Origin of the sequence: Herbiconiux liangxiaofengii, from assembly GCF_041927335.1 — a bacterium.
Taxonomy (GTDB): domain Bacteria; phylum Actinomycetota; class Actinomycetes; order Actinomycetales; family Microbacteriaceae; genus Herbiconiux; species Herbiconiux liangxiaofengii.
In genome coordinates this window covers 38076-55361 of record NZ_JBHFHD010000010.1, presented here as the reverse complement: position 1 = coordinate 55361, position 17286 = coordinate 38076, and the positions used below count along the sequence as shown (strand labels likewise).

Here is a 17286-nt window from a genome sequence, read left to right as displayed (position 1 = left end):
TCGCTCGCGACCCCCACCCCGCATGCGGGGGTGCCGGTGTTACTTCGAAGCCAGCGTGAGCGTGAGCTTCGAGGTGTACGTGCCGGCCGGGTAGTTCGCCGGGGAGACGAACTTCAGGTCGGCGTTGAGCTTCACGGTGCCGGAGGCCGCCGCGTTGCCGGTCTGCGCGAACACCGACGGGTAGGTCGCCGAACCGGCGGTCTGGGCGTTGGCGAGCGTCACCGCGGAGTTCGGCTCCACCAGCTTGGGTGCGACACCCAGCTGCTTGGGGTCGATGATCTTCGAGGCGTCGGCCGCGTTCGTGAAGGGCGTGACCGTGGTGGTCAGCGTCCAGCCCGGGTGGGTCTGGTAGCGCTCGTCGACGATCGAGAAGGCACCGAGGGTACCGGTCGAGGTCGACAGGCCGTCGACCAGGGTCGGGTTCGCGATCACGGCGGTGTTGCTCGCCGGGGCGACCAGGCTGAGCGTTCCGTCGGGAGCCGAGGTGGTGGTGGCCTGGAGGTTCACGTCGAACGAGTTCGCCGTGGCCGGAGGAGGCGTCGTTCCACCGTCGGGCGTCGCGAACTTCCACTTGCCGTTGGGGAGCACCGTGATGTTGGCGTAGTACACGTCACCGGTGGCGATGGTGAGGTTGTTGTTCTTCATGAAGGCGAAGCCGACGCTGAAGTTGCCACCGGCGCGGACCGTCGACTGGTTGCCGAGAACCTGAGCACCGAGCGTCGCCGCCGGGTAGATCATGTCCTTGGTGCCGGCCTTGAAGCCGCTGTCGGCCCAGGCCGTCCACTGCGACGGGGTGCGCTCGGAACCGCGGGGCGAGATGAACGTGCGGACGGTCTCGGCGTCGGAGGAGCCGGGGAACACGGCTTCGATGTCGGCCGGGTCGGCGCTCGGCATGCCGATCAGGGCGTAGTCGAAGTCGAGCTCGGTGCCCGCGGGGATGATGGATCCGTCACCGGCGTCGCCGATGTAGTACGGGCCCTTGGAGCCGGTCGTGGGGACGGGCTCGTCTGCTGCGTGCGCCGCGACGGCGCTGCCCGCGACGAGCGCGGCGGCGATGACGCCGACGGCCGACACGCGGACGATGTTCTTACGGAACATGATTCAGGTTGCCTTTCGAGAGGTTAGAGCGTTGCGTAGGCGCGGATGATGGTGGTGCTGGAGGGCGCGAGGAAGCCGAACTTGCGCTTGGCTGCTCCCGTGGTGCTGGCGAAGGTTCCCGTGTTCGTGAGGCTCTGGGTCTTCGTGGGGTCGAGCAGGTTGAACAGGTTCGCGTCGTACTTGGTCGACGTCGAGTCGATCCGGGCGTACTCGACGACCAGGTAGGTGTCGCGACCGAAGGGCGCGGCGTTGTAGAACGTGCCGTTCGGAACCAGCGAGGTGCCGGTGCCGGTGAACGGCGCGACGCCGTTCGGGTTGCCCAGCTTCACGTTGGCGGCGCTGGCGGCGGCGGTCGTGTTGACGCCGGTGGCGCCGTTGGACTGGGCGACCCAGCTGGCGGCCGAGAACGGGATGATCTCGTCGGCACCGAGGATCGACGCGTCGTTCTCGGGGGTGGTGTTGTTCGTGTCGGGAACGGTCGTGCCGAGGGTGGTGACACCGATCGCGCTGAGGAAGAACGAGCGGGTGCCCGAACCGTTCTGCGGGATGCGGGGCTTGACCACGGTGGTGCCGATCGTGACCGGGGTGCTGGCCTCGTAGATCTGCTTGAGCTGGGCCGTGGTGAGGTTCGCCAGGTCGGAGTTGGTGCCGTTGTACGCGTACGCCACGGCGTCGCGGCCGTAGGGCACGTAGGCCAGCAGTCCGTTGGAGTTGGCGTTGGAGCCCGCACCGCTGGAGGAACGGGCGATGTCGACCTGGCCGGTGATCACGCGGGCCGGCACGGCCGCGTTGCCCGTATAGGCGTTTCCGGTGATCGAGGCGCGGAGCGCGTTGACGCCCGCTCCCGAGCCGGCCGGACGGCCGAAGTACTGGCCGCCGCTCTTGGTCTGGATGGCGGTGGAACCGAAGGCGTCGAACGAGCCCAGGGTGCTGCCGGCCGAGGTGACCCGCACGGGCGCTCCACCGAGGGAGGTTCCGTTGATCAGGGCGTTCGTGGAGTCCTGGAGGGTGTCGGAGCCGACGAGGACGTATCCGTTGGAGACGGGCTCCGCGTTCGCGGGGAGGGCGAGGCCGAGGCCCGCGAGTGCGACGCCGACCGCTGCGCCGAGCGCAACGACTTTCTTCATCTTCACGAGGTGAGGTTCCTTTCGGGATGGGTTTTCGAGCATCCGCGACGCGAAGGCTTCGACTTGGTGTCCGCACGGCCGTCATGGCCGTACGGACGTTCTCCAAGAACTGGGGGCATCACAGACGTCTCCGGATGCGGGTGAGGACCGGCACCGCGAAGGCGGCGAGCAGTCCGGCGAGGAGGGCGATGGGTACGGCCGCGGAGAGCGCGCCGAGCTGCTTGTCGGCGGGCGTGGGCTTGCCGACGAGCGCGGTCGCCACCGTTCCGGTAGCAGCGGGATCGGCGGCCGGAGCCGGGGCGGGGGCCGGCGCCGCAGCGGGGGCCGCCGCCGGAGCGACGGGGGCCGTGGCCGCTGCGGGGGCCGTCGGCTTCGGGGTGGGAGCCGCCGAGGGCTTCGCCGGCCCGGCCGCGATGCGGGCCGCGGCGGCCAGGGCCTGCTCCTGCCAGCCTGCCGGGATGGGCGCGTACCCCTCCGGCAGCATCCCGAGGGCCGTTCCGGGCTCCTGCCCGGCCGTGGCCGCGTAGTTGATGAAGTTCGCGTAGTCGGCCCGCACCGCGGCATCCGACATCGACGGGTTCACTGCCGCGTACACCGGGAGCGTCAGCGGGTAGGCGCTCGGGGCGCCCTTGGCCTGGTCGGAGGTGGGATCGAAGCGGTACACCTGCGCCTGCGCCGGGTCGGCGGTCATCGCCGCGGCGGCGGCCGAGAGCGACTGGGTGTCGGGGGTCACGAACTCCCCGGCCGGGTTCCGCAGGCTGGCCGAGACCACCTGGTACTTCGCCGCAGCGGCGGTGTCGGTGAGGCCGATCACACGCTGGAAACCGGCGAGACTGCGCGAGGTCTTGGTGTACTTCTGCGGCATCGAGTTCGGGTCCCACGGGCCGAGGATCTGGCCGTCGCCGCGGAGCACCAGGTTGGCACTCGTGGCGAGGTCGTTCGTGTAGGGGCGCCAGGTCACCAGGTTCACCGCGGCGTCCCCGGTGCTCTTGGCCGGCTGCTCCGTCGGGTCGGCCTTCGGGAAGTCGTCGCGCGGATACGTGAGCACGCCGGTCGTCGTGCCCGCCACCGAGGCGTAGACGTCGGGGTTCATCGAGCTCCACGGATTCACGAACATGCCGTTGCCGTCGTCGTTGCCCATCAGGAAGTCCACGGCGTCCTGGTCGCTCAGCACGTAGGTCCAGAGCGCCCGGGCGGTGTCCGACCGGCCCTGCGGCACCAGCAGGTCGGCGACGGATGCCGCGGAGATCGACTGGTAGGCCCAGGCGGGGTCGTTGATCTTCAGGAACTCGGGGTCGGTCGTGAGGTTGCGGGCGTTCTTGCCCGGGCTGTCGGGGCTCTTGTAGCCCAGATGCGACTTGTCGGCACCGGTGGGCAGGGAGTCGAGGTAGGAGTAGGTGAGCAGCTTCGCGATCAGGCGCGGCGTGAGCTTCATCGACTCGAACGGCAGCCTGGCCTTCCCGGCGACGTCGTCGGGCACACTGCCCAGCGCGGTGATCTCGCTGTCGATGGCGAAGGCGATCGACACGCCGGTGAGGGCGATGGGCGCGTAGGTCAGGGAGTCCTTCACGTCGGGGGCACTCAGCGCCCGGGAGGTGAGCGCCATCGGGGCGACCGAGGTGCCGTTCGCGGCGACCGTCGCATCCGATTCCGCCCCGGTGATGGTGGTGTAGGCGGCGCCACCCTTGGTGCCGCAGAGGCTCGGCTGCCAGGAGGCGATGGCCTCGGAGGCCAGTTCGCTGCCCGAGAGCTGACGCTCCTTCGAACCGATGGTGCAGCGAACACCGACCGGCAGGAAGTCGAGCTTCACGGCGATGCGGTGCTTCCACGAGTCCCAGAGCAGGCCGGAGTTCTTGATGTTGGTCTCGTTCACGTCGGCCGAGCCGCGCGGAACCACGACCAGCCAGCACGAGCTGCCCACGTAGGCGCCGCCGGTGACGAGGGTGGGCGTGCCGCAGCCGAGGCCGGGCGACTGCGCCGCGGTCTGCACCTCGAACTTCACCGAGCCCTCGCCGTTCGCCCCGGAACCCGCCCAGTTCACCTCGTTCGTGGTGAGGCCGGTGAAGAACTGGTTCGAGTTGAGGTTGATCTTCGCCTCGTTCGGGTAGTCCTTGTCGATCAAGCTCGTGGTCTTGGAGTTCTTGTTGTAAGCCACCTTCTCGACTTTGTCGCCGTTGGCGCCGAAGAACGGGATGCCCGTGTAGGTGGGGTTGGCGAAGCTCGAACCGGGCACCGTGTACACGGCGTCCTCCGGGGCCACCTCGGCGGTGCTGAGGAAGGAGTCGCGCGTCGCCCCCGGGGTGGCGAACCCGCCGTACTGGCATTTGGTGCGGTCGGGGCCGTTGTTGCCGTCGTCGCCCCAGCACTGCATGATCTGGAGGAAGTCGCTGCCGCCGTCCTGCCCGGTCGGGGGCTGCGACTTCTTGCCGCCGGTCCAGCTCACCTCGACGCCCTGGGCCTGCAGGTCACGGGTCTGCGATACCGTCACCTCGAGGTCGGGGAACGGGGCGTTCTGAAGATCGGTGTCCTGCTGGTTCGCCGCCACCGTCACCGCCGAGGAGGTGTCGGCCCGGGCGACCGAGGTCGGGGTGCCGATGCCGGCGACCACCGAGACCCCGCCGGCGAGGAGGCCGACGGCGACCCCCGCGGTCAGCGAGACGAGCCAGGGACGACGCCGGGGGCGACGGTGGCGAGAGGCAGAGGACACTGATTGCTCCAAGAGGGAATCCTGAGGATTCGTGGTGAACGCCGCAAAACTATGGGCGCTCGGTGTCACCGCGATGAACGGTGTGGGAAGGAGGCCACCCCCGGAGCTTTCCGGCGGGGGGCGGTGCGAGGGCACACCCTTCCGGTGGCCCTCGGACGGGTCACATCAGGCGTCGCGACCGGCCCGTTTGAGGCGTCGCGAGACGAGCGGCGGTACGAGCACGGCGCCGAGGAGCAGCACTCCGGCCGCCACCATGAGCCACTGCTGCGGGCCCATCCCCGCGTCGGGAAGCGTGAACGGACTCGACACCGCCGAGCCGACCACGGCGGTACCGCCCGAGATCAGGGCTCCGGTCTCGTCGTAGGTGGCCGCGGCTCCCCCGGTGGCCCCGGTGGCGGCGGCCGCCGCCGCGGCTCCGGTGCCCGCGGCCGGCGCTGCCGCTGCGCCGCCGGCGTCGGCCGAGGTGCCACCGGCGCCGGAGCCGGTGGTGTCGGTGGGCGTCTCGGCCGCGCCGCCGGTGCCGGTGGTGCACTGGTCGGGGCCCTGCTTGTCGCAGGCGGCCGGCTGCGGAGCCGACTCCGCCAGGGCGTTGCTGCCGTCGGCGCCGAAGGTGGGGTTGTTGCAGGTCGACACGTCGACGCCGGTCGCGCCGGCGCCCGGGATCTTCGCGATCTGCTCCGACCCCGCCTGCACGAGGTTCAGCGGCAGCGGCGAGTACCCGAGGGTGTCGGCCTGCTGCTGGCCCTCGCAGAGCATGTATCGAGCGAACGCGCCGAGCGTCTTGCCCTTGGCCTCGGTGAAGGTGGTCGTGGTCTGCGTCGGCACGATCATGTACGAGTAGCTCGACAACGGGTAGGTGCGCGGGTCGGCGCTGTTGTACACGCCGTCGAGCACCTGGGTGAGGTAGTCCTTCGACGAGGGGTCGTTCACGATCGTGGCCGACAGGAGGCCAACGGCCACGGAGGTGGCCTTCGGCTCGATGTAGTAGCCCGACGAGTTCAGCACCTTGGCGACGGGGAACCCGGCGTTCTTGGCGTAGGAGTACTCCACGTAGGTGATGGCGCCCTCGCCGTAGCCCTGCGACACATAGCCGGCCACACCCAGCGAGCCGTTCTGCGCCTTCATCGTGGCGCCCACCGGGTACTGCGAGGTGAACGCTCCCGACGGGGAGTACGCCTTCCACAGGTCGGGGTGCTGCTTCGACATCCACAGGGTGAACTGCGCCGTCGACCCCGAGCCGTCAGACCGCACCACGGGCACGATCGGCTTGTCGGGCATCGCGAGGCCGGGGTTGTCGTTCTTCAGTTGCTGGTCGTTCCAGTTGGTGATGACCCCCGTGAAGATCTTGGTGATCGAGTCGCCACTCAGCCGCAGGTTCGTGACCCGCTTGCCGCCGATCTGCAGGTTGTACATGAACGAGGTTCCACCGGCCACGATCGGCATGTAGGCGTACCCGGTCGTGGGCACCTCGGGAGCCGAGTTGTCTTCGGGCGCGCTCTGGAACGGGATCTCACTCACCGCGAAGTCGACGCTCTGCGCGATGAAGTCGCGCCGGCCGGCGGAGGATCCGGTGCCCGAGTAGTTCACGGTCATGCCGTAGTTGGAGAACACGTTCTTGCGCCACTGGTCGAGTGCGTTCGACGACCAGGTCGAGCCGGTTCCGGTGATCGGCGGATACGTCTCGGCCTGGGCGGGAGCGGCGCCGGCCCCACCCACCGTGACGACGGCGGAGAGCACGAGGCCGGAGAGGGCCAGGGCGAGGAGCGCGCGGAGGCGGCGGGGTTTCGGGGTCACGCGGGGTCGTCCTCTGGGGTGGGAGTGGGTGCGGGTGGGGTGGCGGGGGTGGGCGGGTTCTCGGTTGCCGCATCGGCGGCGGTCGGGATGGCGGGGGCGGCGACGGCGACGTCCGGCGAGGCGCCCTGGGCTTTCGCACGCGGCAGGTAGCGGCCCTCGGCGATGCGGTCCTCGAGCATCGTGATGCGGCGCAGGTCGCGCATCGACTCGGCCGCCGCGGCGCGGCGCTGCCGATCGGAGAGCTGGCCGGGGCCCCGGCCGCCGATGATGCGGGCCACGATGAACAGGATCAGCACCAGCAGGATGAGCACGGCGGCCGTGCCGAAACCGCGGGCCACCATCGTGGGCTCGGGCGACCGAACGAAGTCGAACACCTGCAGCGGCAACGAGATCATCGGCCCCGAGAAGGGATTCACGTTCATCGCGGCGGTGACGCCCGAGGTGAGCAGCACCGGCGAGGTCTCGCCGATGCCGCGGGCGGTGCCCAGGATGACGGCGGTCACGAGACCGGAACGGGCGGTGGGCAGCACGACGTGCCACACCGTGCGCCAGCGGGTGGTGCCGAGCGCGTACGAGGCCTCGCGCAGGTTGCCGGGCACGAGCCGGAGCACGACATCCGACGCCCGGATGACGATGGGCAGCATCATCACCGTGATCGCGAGCGCCGCCGCGAACCCCGAGCGCTGGTGGGTGATCAGCTGGATGATGGCGGCGTACACGAACAGGCCGGCGACGATCGAGGGCAGCGCCGTCATCGCATCCGCGATCGTGCGCACGAAGCGCGCGAACCGCCCGCCGATCTCGTTCAGGAACACCGCCGTGGTGATGCCGAGCGGGATGGTGATGGCGAGGGCGATGGAGATCTGGATCAGCGTGCCCACGATGGCGTGCAGGATGCCGCCCGACGACAGCGGGTCGAGCGGGCCGGTCATCTCCATGGCCTGGGTGAAGAAGTTGAGGAACGGGAGCGCTTCCGACCCGCGGATCAGCGTGTACACCGCGATGAAGACCAGCGAGGCGAACAGCAGCACCCCGGCGCTCACCATCAGCACGGTGGCGATGCGGTCCTTGACCTCCTGGAAGTCGGAACGCAGCGACACGAGCACCGTGTAGAACCCGATGAAGGCCGCGTAGGCCACCACCACCCAGCCGATGATGCCGGTGAGTGGCCCGATCCAGCCGAACAGCAGCGTCGCGACGGAGATGCCCCCGGCCAGCGCGCCCACGATGTTGAATCGCTCGTCGAGCGTGGCGGTGCGCACGCCCCGGCGGGGGCCGATCTCGACGCCGTCGTTCGAGGGGATGCGGGTGAGCGGAGCGGCCTCGGTGACGTCGGCGGATTCGGTGACGTCGGCGCCGTCGCTGCCGGAGTCGCCCTCGCTCTGAAGCACCAGCTCGTCGAGCTGCGCATCCGGTTCGTAGGTGGTGGTCATGCTCAGAGGCTCTCTGCGCCCGAGCGCGAGCGGGCGACGATCGACGACGCGGTGAAGTTCACGACGAGCGTGATCAGGAAGAGCACCAGCCCGGCGGCCATCAGGGCCGACAGGCCGAACTCGCTCGCCTCGCCGTAGCGCAGCGCGATGAGGGCCGAGACCGAGTTGGTACCCGTCTTCAGCACCTGCCAGTTGATGGTGAAGATGGGCGAGATGATCATGTACACCGCGATGGTCTCGCCGAGCGCACGCCCGAGGCCGAGCATGGTGCCGCCGATGATGCCGCCGCGGCCGAAGGGCAGCACGACGGTTCGGATCATGCCCCAGCGGGTGGCCCCGAGTGCGAAGGCGCCCTCGCGTTCGCCGATGGGGGCCTGTGAGAAGGCCTCCCGCATCACCGAGGCCTGAGTGGGCACGACCATGAGGCCCACCACGATGCCCGCGATGAAGGCCGACGAGGTGAACGCGCTCGCCTCCGTGAGAGTCGATCCGTCCTCCCCGGTCACCGCGAACATCGGGATCCAGGCGAAGTAGGTCGAGATCCACTGCGAGACCGGGATGACGGCCTGCTGCAGGAAGAACACGCCCCAGAGCCCGAACACGATGCTGGGCACCGCCGCCATCAGGTCGACCAACGACACCAGGAACGACCGGAGCCCGCCGCGCACGACCTCGGAGAGCAGCAGTGCGGTTCCGAACGCGAGCGGGAACCCCACGCAGAGCGCGATCACCGCGATGGTCACGGTGCCGAACAGCACCGCCGCGATGCCGAACTTCTGCGTCTCGGGCGACCACTCCTGCTCGAACAGGAACGAGATGCCCGACACCTGGAGCGCCGAGCCCGCCCGGATGGACAGGAACAGCCCCACTGCGAGCATGATGCCCACGGTGGTGGCGCCGGCGGTGAAGGCCACCGTCTGGAACACCGTGTCGGAGGTCGAACGGCGCGCCTTCAGCGACCGCCGACGGGGCGCGCCCTCGCGCCCTGAGCCGTCGTGCTCGTCGCCCGGCGCGCCGTCCGATCCTCCCGCGCCACCCGCACCGGCGACGCGATCGCCCACGAACTCGTCGTGGCCGACAGGGGCTATGACGTCGGTGCGTTCGTTCTCGAGGAGGACGTCCTCAATCGTCTGAAAGACGTCCTTATCCGTCACGAGCCACCAGCCATGCGCCCGATGCTCCGGTCGCCGGATGAACGGCCGGAGTCCACGGTGTGAAGGAGGCGTTTCCCCCTCATGGAGAAAAGCCAGGCCACACCCAGGTTCACCCCGCGTTCGGGGGTGGCGTGGGGTCGGTGGTGGGCGACGGCGTGGTGGTGGGCGGTGGTGTGGATGCCGGTGTCGGCGACGGGGTGGCCACCGGGGTCGGCGTCGCGGCCGGTGCGGGGGCGATCACGAGGGCGACCGTGGAGCCGAGGGGCAGCACCGTTCCGGCGGCGGGAGTGATCGCGAGCACGGTTCCGGGGGGTGCCTGACCCGCAGCGGAGGTTGCGCTGGGAGCTGTCGACGTGGTCGCGCTGAAGCCGGAGTCCCGCAGCCGTTGCACGGCCGCTGACTGGTCGCTGCCGGCGAGCTCGGGGACGACGTTGGAACCCGACGCCACCACGAGGTTCACGGCGGTGCCTTCGGCGAGCTGCGAACCCTCCGCCGGGTCGGCCTGCAGCACCGTGCCGGCCGGATGCGCGGACGATTCCTGAGCCACGGCTCCGAGAGCGAGCCCCGCCGCCGAGAGAGCGGCCTGGGCAGCGTCCAGCGTGCCGTTCACCAGGGCGGGCACGGCGCGCAGTGGCACCGACACCGGCTGCACGGGCGGAGCCGCCGTGGTCGGCGCGGGTGCGGCGGAGGGTTGCGCGCTGGCCGTGGGGGCCGCGAAGGGGGCAGGGCCGGCGCCGGTGGCCGTCAGCGACCAGGCCGTCACCAGCAGCACGAGCACCAGGCCGGCGACGAGCCAGAGGGCCAGAGCTCCGTGGCGGGGCAGGGCTGCGGCGGAGGCCGTGCCCGCGGGGCCGGAGGGGCCTGCCGAGCCGGGCGCCGAGCCCGAGCCGAGTCCGGTGGGCGCGGATCCGGCGCCTGCCCCGAATCCGGTGTGGGCGCCGAGTCCCGAACCCTGTCCGGCTCCAGCGCGCCGGCCGGTTGCCGGGCGCTGGCCGGTCGGCGGGCGGGTGCCGGTCGCCGAAGCGCCCGGCGGCATCCCACCCGCCCCCGATGCGCCGCCGGGCGCGGCCCCCCGCCTCGACCGTGCCGTGGGGAGGGCGGTCGTCACGGCGTCGGCGGTCGACACCGGTGCCCCTGAAGACGTCGCCGTTCCTCGGCCGGCCGCGAACGACCCGGTGGCGGAGACGGCCGCGGCGCCGAACACGACGGTCGCGGCATCGCCGCCGGCACCACCGGACCCAGGATGCGCGGGAGCTCCGCCCACCGGCGGCACCCGTCCGCCGTCGGCGGCGGCCGCCCGCGCTGCGGCGGCGCGCACGGCGACCGCCATCTCGGCGGCCGACGAGAACCGCAGGGCGGGGTCTTTCAGGAGCGACTTCACCACGATCCGGTCGACGGCACGCAACACGCCCGGCCGGGCCACCGACGGCACCGGCGGCGGCGCATCCTGATGGGCGGCGAGCGTGGCGACGACGCTGTCGCGCACGAACGGGGGGCGGCCCACGAGGGCGAAGTACAGCGTGGCGCCGAGCTGGTAGACGTCGCCCCGCTCGTCGACCGGGAGGCCTCTGGCCTGCTCGGGCGAGACGTAGTTGGCGTTGCCGAGCACCCCCGCAGGGGCGGTGGCGCCGGGGGTGCGCAGCACATCGGCGCCCACCGCGGCCCGGCCGGCGGCGTCGGCCAGCCCGAAGTCGAGCAGGCGCACGCCGGAGGGCCGCAGCCGTCCGCGGGGGTCCCGCGCGAGCATCACGTTCGCGGGCGAGACGTCGCGGTGAATCAGGCCGGCGTCGTGGGCGTACTCGAGCGCCGTGAGCACGCCGTCGGCCACCGCCAGCGCCTCGGTCACCGGCAGCCGCCCCAGGCGCTCCACCTCCTCGGCGAGCGTGACGCCCGGCGCGAGTTCGAGGGCGATCCAGGCGCGGGGCTCCCCCGCGGAGTCGTCGCCGTCGGCGCCGTCGGCGACCTCGCCGGGCTCGTCGCCGCGGTGGCTGCCGCTGCGGCCGTGGGGGTCGCCGTTTCGCGGGGCGCCGCCATCCGACGGGCCCGCCGGGTGCCCACCGAGGCGGTGCACCCCCACCCCGAGCACGCGCACGATGTTGGGGTGCAGCAGGCGTTCGGCCGCCCGCGCCTCGACGAAGAAGGCCTCCCGCGCCGCGGTGGAGCGCGACAGATGGGGGTGCAGGATCTTCAGCGCGACCCTCTCGCCGGTCGCGACGTCCACCGCCTGGAACACCGATGCCGAGCCACCGCTGCCGAGCAGCTCCCCCAGCCGGTAGCGACCCGAGATGAGGCCGTACCCGCCGTCGGCCCGCGCGCCGGTGGGTTCGGCCGGCGACCCGTCGGGACTGCCGGGCGGCGGAACCGTCATCCGGCGGAGCCCTCGGCGGTGCCTTCGACCGCCCAGGCCGCGTAGGAGTTCGCCGTGGTCGCGACGAGGTCGACGTAGCTCTCCACGTGGTTGTACGCGAACACGGCGGTGCGCCAGGTGCCGGGGTCGGTCAGCGCGCCGTAGTGGCAGAGGTAGCGGGCGGCGGCGAGCGCGGCGTCGTCGATCTGCTGCGGGTCGGCGCGGCCGTCGAGGTCGCCGTCGGCGCCCCACGTCGCCCACGTCTCGGGGATGAACTGCAGGGGGCCGACCGCGCGATCCCAGCGGGCGTCGCCGTCGTAGGCGCCGCCATCCGTGTCGGGGATGCCGTCGTACACGGTGCCGTCGAGGCTGGGACCCTGGATGGCGGGTCGGGTGGTACCCGAGTCGTCGATGGCCGAGCCGCCGTGCGTACCGTGGCCCGACTCGACGTCGCCGAGGGCCGCGAGGGTGTTCCAGCCGAGTCCGCAGGAGGGCTGCTCGACGAGCAGGGTGAGGGCGGCGGCGGCGTAGCCCACGAGCGCACGAGGCGGGATGCCGGTGCGAGCGGCGACGGCGTCGGCCCAGGCCCCGTCGACGAGGGTGACGGCGGGGGCGGCGGCCGGGCGGCCGGCGGGGCTCTCGGCCACGGTTCCGGGCATCGCTGCGGTGACGTCGCTCCCACCGGGCGGGGCGGTCGCTGCGGTGTCGGATCCGCTCGGTGAGCCCGCGGCATCCGGACTCTGAGCATCGGGCACGGTGCCGCCGAGCGGCAGGGCCTGCAGCACCGGGGCCGGTTCCACCGCCGCAGCCGGGCGCTCGGCCCCGGGGGCGGAGAGCGCGCCCACGCCGATCCAGGCGGCGAGCGCCAGCATGCCGGCCACGAGGAGGCCCAGTCCGGCACGCGCAGTCATGTCCGCACGATCCCGGTACCGGATGAAGGCCAGGCGTCGGGAAGCTTAAGGGCACGTGTCCGTGATCCGTCGACTGCGGCGGTCGGCCGCGGCCCGGCGGTGGCGGTAGTTCAGCGGAGGGTGGTCAGGGGTACCGTTTCGCGAGGTTGCCGAGGTAGTGGCGCTGGGGCAGGCGACGGATGCGCGCGGGCAGCGCCCGGTACACCGGCGACACCAGCGCGAACAGCCGGTCGAGCCGGCGCTGCTGCGGCCGGGTCCAGCGGAGGCCGAAGGCGGCTCGCACAGTCGGGGGCAGCAGCCCCACGGTCGCGAGCCGCGCGATCGGCATCGCCATCCGGACGGGCAGGGCGGCCTTCTCGGCCCTCAGCAGATCCCGGGCCACCTGCCGAACGGGAGCGTCGACGGTGAGGCGGGGCAGCATGCCGTTCCAGTACTCACGAAAGGCGGCCCGGCTCTCGGGCCACAACCCAGGCGGCATCTGCAAGGCGGTGCCGAGCACGGCGTACTCGCGGTAGACGGCCTCGGCGCTCTCGTCGTCGAGCGCGCCGAACACCCGCTCGTACACGGTGATCGCGGTGTCGTACAGCGTCGCGGCCACCCACAGCTGCAGCTCGGGATCGCGCGCGTCGAACGCGGGGTCGCCCGCCCGCGGCCCGGCGTCCGCACCCGCCGGCGCGGCACCCGCACCCGCACCCGCACCCGCACCCGCACCCGCACCCGCCGGGGCATCATCCGCGATCCGGCTAGCGCGAAGTGCGTCTTCCGCACCCAGCCCGGTGACATCATCCGCTACCCCGGCGGAGGCGGGCGCCGCGTTCTGCGCGGGGGTCGTCGCCGCATCCCCGGCGGAGGTGGGCTCCACGTCCGAGGCAGACGTCGTGGCCGCGGCGGGCCCGGTGGCCTGCCCGGCCGGGCGCGGCGGATTGCGCACCGGCGCGTGGGCGCGGTTGACCGCCCGGCGCATGCGGCGCACGTCGTCGGCATCGCCGTTCGAGAGGGCGTAGATGTAGCTCAGCGTCGAGTTCAGCCGTGCCATCGGCCGCGCCGCGAAATCGCTGTGCCGCGCCACCCCGTACCCCACCGCAGGCAACGCGATCTGCAGCAGGATGGCCCGCCCCGCGCCCGCCAGCAGAATGCCCTCGGGCGCGATGTCGGCGAGCCGCAGCATGAGCGCGACGCTACCACCGCCTCCTCGGATCATCCCGACCTGGCACAACCAGATCCGTCGATTTCCGCCCCAAAACCTGCCGGGAAGGGCGGAAATCGACGGATCTGGTCTGCGAGGGCGGGGGCGGGGGCCACGTAGGCTCGGGGCATGCCCGAGCACCTGAGTCCGCCGTCCGAGGTGGGGGCCGAGTGGGCTGCCGCCGGTCTGGTGTGGGACGTGGTGGTCGTGGGCGCCGGGCCCGCCGGCTCGAGTGCCGCCCGCGCCGCCGCCGAGGCGGGGGCATCCGTTCTGCTGCTCGACCGGGCTAGCTTTCCCCGCTACAAGACCTGCGGCGGCGGCCTGCTCGGCGAGTCGCTCGAGCTGCTGCCCGAGAGCGCCCGGCGCGCCGTCGAGTCGAGCGTGTGCGAATCGGTGGTGACCGACCGGTTCCGCCGCCGGCTGGTCGTGAAGCGCCCTGCCTCGTACCTGGCCATGGTGCGGCGTTCGGTGCTCGATCAGGCTCTCGCCGAGGCGGCGACGGATGCGGGTGCCCGCTTCGTCGACGGTGTGGCCGTTCGTGAGATCCAGCCGCGCGACGACGGCACGGTGCAGGTGCGCACGGCCCACGGCACGGCTACCGCGCGCATCGTGATCGGCGCCGACGGAACCAGCGGCCGCGTGGCCCGCCACGTGGGTGTGCAGCTCGGCGGCGTCGACCTTGGCCTTGAGGACGAGGTGGCGATGCCGGCCGAGGCCGACGCCTGGCGCGACCGGGTGCAACTGGACTGGGGCGCCGCATCCGGAAGCTACGCCTGGGTGTTCCCCAAGCGCGACTCGCTCACCGTCGGGGTCATCCAGGAGAAGGGCTCGCCCGACGAGACCCGCGCCTACCTCGCGGCGTGGCGGCAGCACCTGGGGCTCGCCGGGGCCGAGACGCTGCACTCGTCGGGGCATCTCACGCAGTGGCGCACGCCCGGGTCGCCGCTCCGGCGCGGTCGGGTGCTGGTGGCCGGAGACGCCGCCGGCCTGCTCGAACCGTGGACCCGCGAGGGCATCTCGTTCGCCCTGCGCTCGGGACTGTGGGCGGGCGAGGCGGCCGCCGCGGCCGCTCGAGACCACGCGATCGACGGCGAACGGATGCCGGCACTCGAGCGCTACGAACGCCGCGTGCAGGCCGTGCTCGAACCCGAGCAGGTCGTGGGCGCCGCCCTCTTGCGCACCTTCGAGTCCCGGCGCGCGCTGGTGCACCTGCTGCTCGGCACCCGTGCCGGAGCCGACTGGTTCGTGCGCTTCTGCCGGGGCCGCACCTCGCTCGCCCGCCTCGCCTCGCACCGCGCATCCCTCGCTCTGGCCCGCGCCATCACCCCACGAGCACGTTGAGTCGCACGAAGACGTCGTGAGCGCGGGCTGAACACGTGTTTGCGCGACGCAACGGCGCGCGAGCGCGCGCGAGCGAGCGCTCAGCGCGCGCTGAGCGTGATGGCGGGCGAGGTGGGTGGCGAGGTGGAGCGCACTTGCGCACCCACGGTGATGGTCTGGCCCGGCGCCACGGAGCGGCCCCAGTCGGCACCCGTGCAGGTGATCACGCCATCGGCGAGCGAGCAGGTCATGCCCCACGCGTTCACCACCGAAGTGGCGCCCGGGTCGGCCCAGGATGCGGTCCACCCGGTCGATCCGCCGGCGTTCGTCACCGTCAGCTCGGCCACGTAGCCCTCGCCCCAAGTGCTCTGCAGCGCCCAGCTCGACGTGAGGTCGCCGCTCCCGCCCGGTGCCGGAACGGCGGGCGACGAAGTGCCAGGAGCGGTCGACGGCCCGGACGTGCCGCCCGGCGTCGACGGAACACCGCCGGGCCCCGGGGCCCCGTCGCGGGCCACGCCGCCGATCCGCGGCCCGGTCGTGGTGGGCGAGACCGACGACGCAGTCGGGGCGGGGATCGACGGCCCGGTCGGCGACGGCGTACCCGTGGCTGCCGGCCCCTCCGCCGGCCCGTGCGGCGTCACGACCGTGCCCGTGCCGATCAGCGGCGCCAGTGCGGCCACCTTCTCCGCCTGCGGTGTCACCCAGTCGTCCTGCACGATGCCACCCGTGTCGCCGCTGTTCGGGTTGAACGACCAGTACGAGAAGCTCATCCCGGTGGTGGCCAGGTACGCCACGATCGACTCGAACCACTGCCGGTCCGACTCCGTCTGCAGCTTCGAGCCGAACTCCCCCACCAGCACCGGCGCGATGTTCTCCTTGGCCAGGTAACCCCAGTTCGCATCCCACACGCCCGGCAGGTTCGCCGGGTAATCGGATGCGTCGAACCAGGTCTGCGCGAAGATCGACGCCGGGTAGTCGTGCGGGGAGTACACCACGCGGTCGGCGACGTCCAGCGACACCGGCGCGGAGCCCGCATCCGCCAGCCCGCCACCCCACCAGGTGGAGTCGCCGCCGCTCTGGCGCTCGACGCCCTCGACGATCACGAGCAGGTCGGGGTTCACGGCGAGCACGGCGTTGCCCGCCCGGGTGGCGGCGGCCTGCCAGTCGACCGACTCGTCGCCGCAGCCCCAGCAGGCCTCGCCGTGGGGCTCGTTGTGCAGGTCGACGCCGATCACGCTCGGTTCGGAACGGTAGCGTTCGGCGAGCATCTGCCAGTCGGCGATCCACGCGGACTCGGGGTACCGGTCGGTGTACCAGAGGTTCGACTGCGCGGCCGAATCGGGCCGGTGCCGGTCGAGGATGACGTTCAGGCCGTACGATTTCGCGGTCTGCACGATCGCGTCCATCAGCTCGAGCGGCGTGAGGTCGACCAGCGTGGGGTTCTCGAAGGCGTTGATCGACGTGGTGACCGACTGCCCGATGCACTCGTTCGAGAACGGCAGCCGGATGGTGTTGAACCCCATCGACGCGATCTGCGCGAGCCCGGCGTCGAGGCTGATCGACCACAGGCCGTGCGGCGCGCAGTTCGACGTCTCCATGCCGAACCACGAGATGCCTTTGATCACGTAGGTGCTGCCGTCGGCGGTCACGATGCGTCCACCGTCGGTGTGCAGGGCGCCCGGCAGGCTCGCCGCGGCCGAGGCCGGGTCGACGGATGCGCCGGTGCCGCCCGGGACGCCGGGTGCGGCGGCGCCCGTCGGCGAGGTGGTCGTGCCGGCACCGGGGTTCGCGCCCGGGGTGGCGGCCGCGGAGCTCCGCGGCGTCACGGTGCTCCCCGACCCGATCGGGCCGGGACCGGCCGTTCCGGTGTGCAGGCGTGCTCCGGCGCTGCCCGACGGCCCCGCCGTCGGCGCGACCGCGCCTCCGGCCACGCCGCCCGCGCCACCGCCCACAGTGGTACCCGCTCCCCCACCGCCCACCAGGTCAGCGCCGGCCACGGCCTGGCCCGCCCCACCCGGCGCAGCGGCCACAACCCCGTCCGCCACGGTCTCGGCATCGGCCGAGGCCGAGTCCGAGGCCGACGCCACGGATGCGGTGCCCACGACGGCAGCCACCAGCAGCATCGCCACCGCACCGGCCCGCCATCCCATCACACCACTCCCGAGTCGTCAGGGGCCGGACTCCGACGCCCGCCCCTCATCTTCGCTCG

11 protein-coding genes are annotated in these 17286 nt (G+C 72.2%); 1 reads left to right on the top strand and 10 read right to left on the bottom strand.

The window, feature by feature from the left end; translation table 11 throughout:
- Nucleotides 1-39: 39 nt before the first annotated feature.
- The 9 genes from ACEXOR_RS10915 to ACEXOR_RS10875 all read right to left on the bottom strand — a co-directional run bounded on the left by ACEXOR_RS10915 (nt 40) and on the right by ACEXOR_RS10875 (nt 13739).
- On the bottom strand, nt 40-1098 hold the full coding sequence (locus ACEXOR_RS10915; RefSeq protein WP_374849665.1) for a hypothetical protein: 1059 nt from the start codon (nt 1096-1098) through the stop codon (nt 40-42).
- Between the two features lie 23 nt (nt 1099-1121).
- Entirely contained in the window at nt 1122-2225 is a 1104-nt protein-coding gene (locus ACEXOR_RS10910; RefSeq protein ID WP_374849664.1) for a hypothetical protein, read from the bottom strand.
- Between the two features lie 118 nt (nt 2226-2343).
- Nucleotides 2344-4932 (bottom strand): hypothetical protein, encoded by a 2589-nt coding sequence (locus tag ACEXOR_RS10905; RefSeq protein ID WP_374849663.1) that lies wholly within the window; start codon nt 4930-4932, stop codon nt 2344-2346.
- Nucleotides 4933-5097: 165 nt separating this feature from the next.
- Nucleotides 5098-6726 carry a phosphate ABC transporter substrate-binding protein PstS gene (pstS, locus tag ACEXOR_RS10900; protein ID WP_374849662.1) on the bottom strand — a complete coding sequence of 543 codons (1629 nt, stop codon included), beginning with the start codon at nt 6724-6726 and terminating at the stop codon, nt 5098-5100.
- Nucleotides 6723-8159 carry a phosphate ABC transporter permease PstA gene (pstA, locus tag ACEXOR_RS10895; RefSeq protein WP_374849661.1) on the bottom strand — a complete coding sequence of 479 codons (1437 nt, stop codon included), beginning with the start codon at nt 8157-8159 and terminating at the stop codon, nt 6723-6725. Before pstA ends, pstS begins: the two co-directional genes overlap by 4 nt.
- Nucleotides 8160-8161: 2 nt before the next feature.
- Nucleotides 8162-9313 carry a phosphate ABC transporter permease subunit PstC gene (gene pstC / locus ACEXOR_RS10890; protein WP_374849660.1) on the bottom strand — a complete coding sequence of 384 codons (1152 nt, stop codon included), beginning with the start codon at nt 9311-9313 and terminating at the stop codon, nt 8162-8164.
- A 109-nt stretch (nt 9314-9422) separates the two neighbouring features.
- A complete protein-coding gene (locus ACEXOR_RS10885) occupies nt 9423-11681 on the bottom strand; it encodes a serine/threonine-protein kinase (protein WP_374849659.1) in 2259 nt (752 codons plus the stop codon).
- Nucleotides 11678-12571, bottom strand: coding sequence for a lytic transglycosylase domain-containing protein (locus tag ACEXOR_RS10880; protein ID WP_374849658.1), 894 nt, complete (start codon nt 12569-12571; stop codon nt 11678-11680). Before ACEXOR_RS10880 ends, ACEXOR_RS10885 begins: the two co-directional genes overlap by 4 nt.
- Before the next feature lie 124 nt (nt 12572-12695).
- Nucleotides 12696-13739, bottom strand: a complete 1044-nt coding sequence (locus ACEXOR_RS10875; RefSeq protein WP_374849657.1) for an oxygenase MpaB family protein — start codon at nt 13737-13739, stop codon at nt 12696-12698.
- Between the two features lie 147 nt (nt 13740-13886).
- Here ACEXOR_RS10875 and ACEXOR_RS10870 point away from each other — a divergent pair, with 147 nt between their 5' ends.
- Nucleotides 13887-15098: a geranylgeranyl reductase family protein gene (locus tag ACEXOR_RS10870; protein WP_374849656.1), complete on the top strand. Its 1212-nt coding sequence runs from the start codon at nt 13887-13889 to the stop codon at nt 15096-15098.
- A gap of 80 nt (nt 15099-15178) precedes the next feature.
- Here the strand turns inward: ACEXOR_RS10870 and ACEXOR_RS10865 are convergent, their stop codons facing one another.
- Nucleotides 15179-17227: a cellulase family glycosylhydrolase gene (locus tag ACEXOR_RS10865; protein WP_374849655.1), complete on the bottom strand. Its 2049-nt coding sequence runs from the start codon at nt 17225-17227 to the stop codon at nt 15179-15181.
- Between the last annotated feature and the right edge of the window lie 59 nt (nt 17228-17286).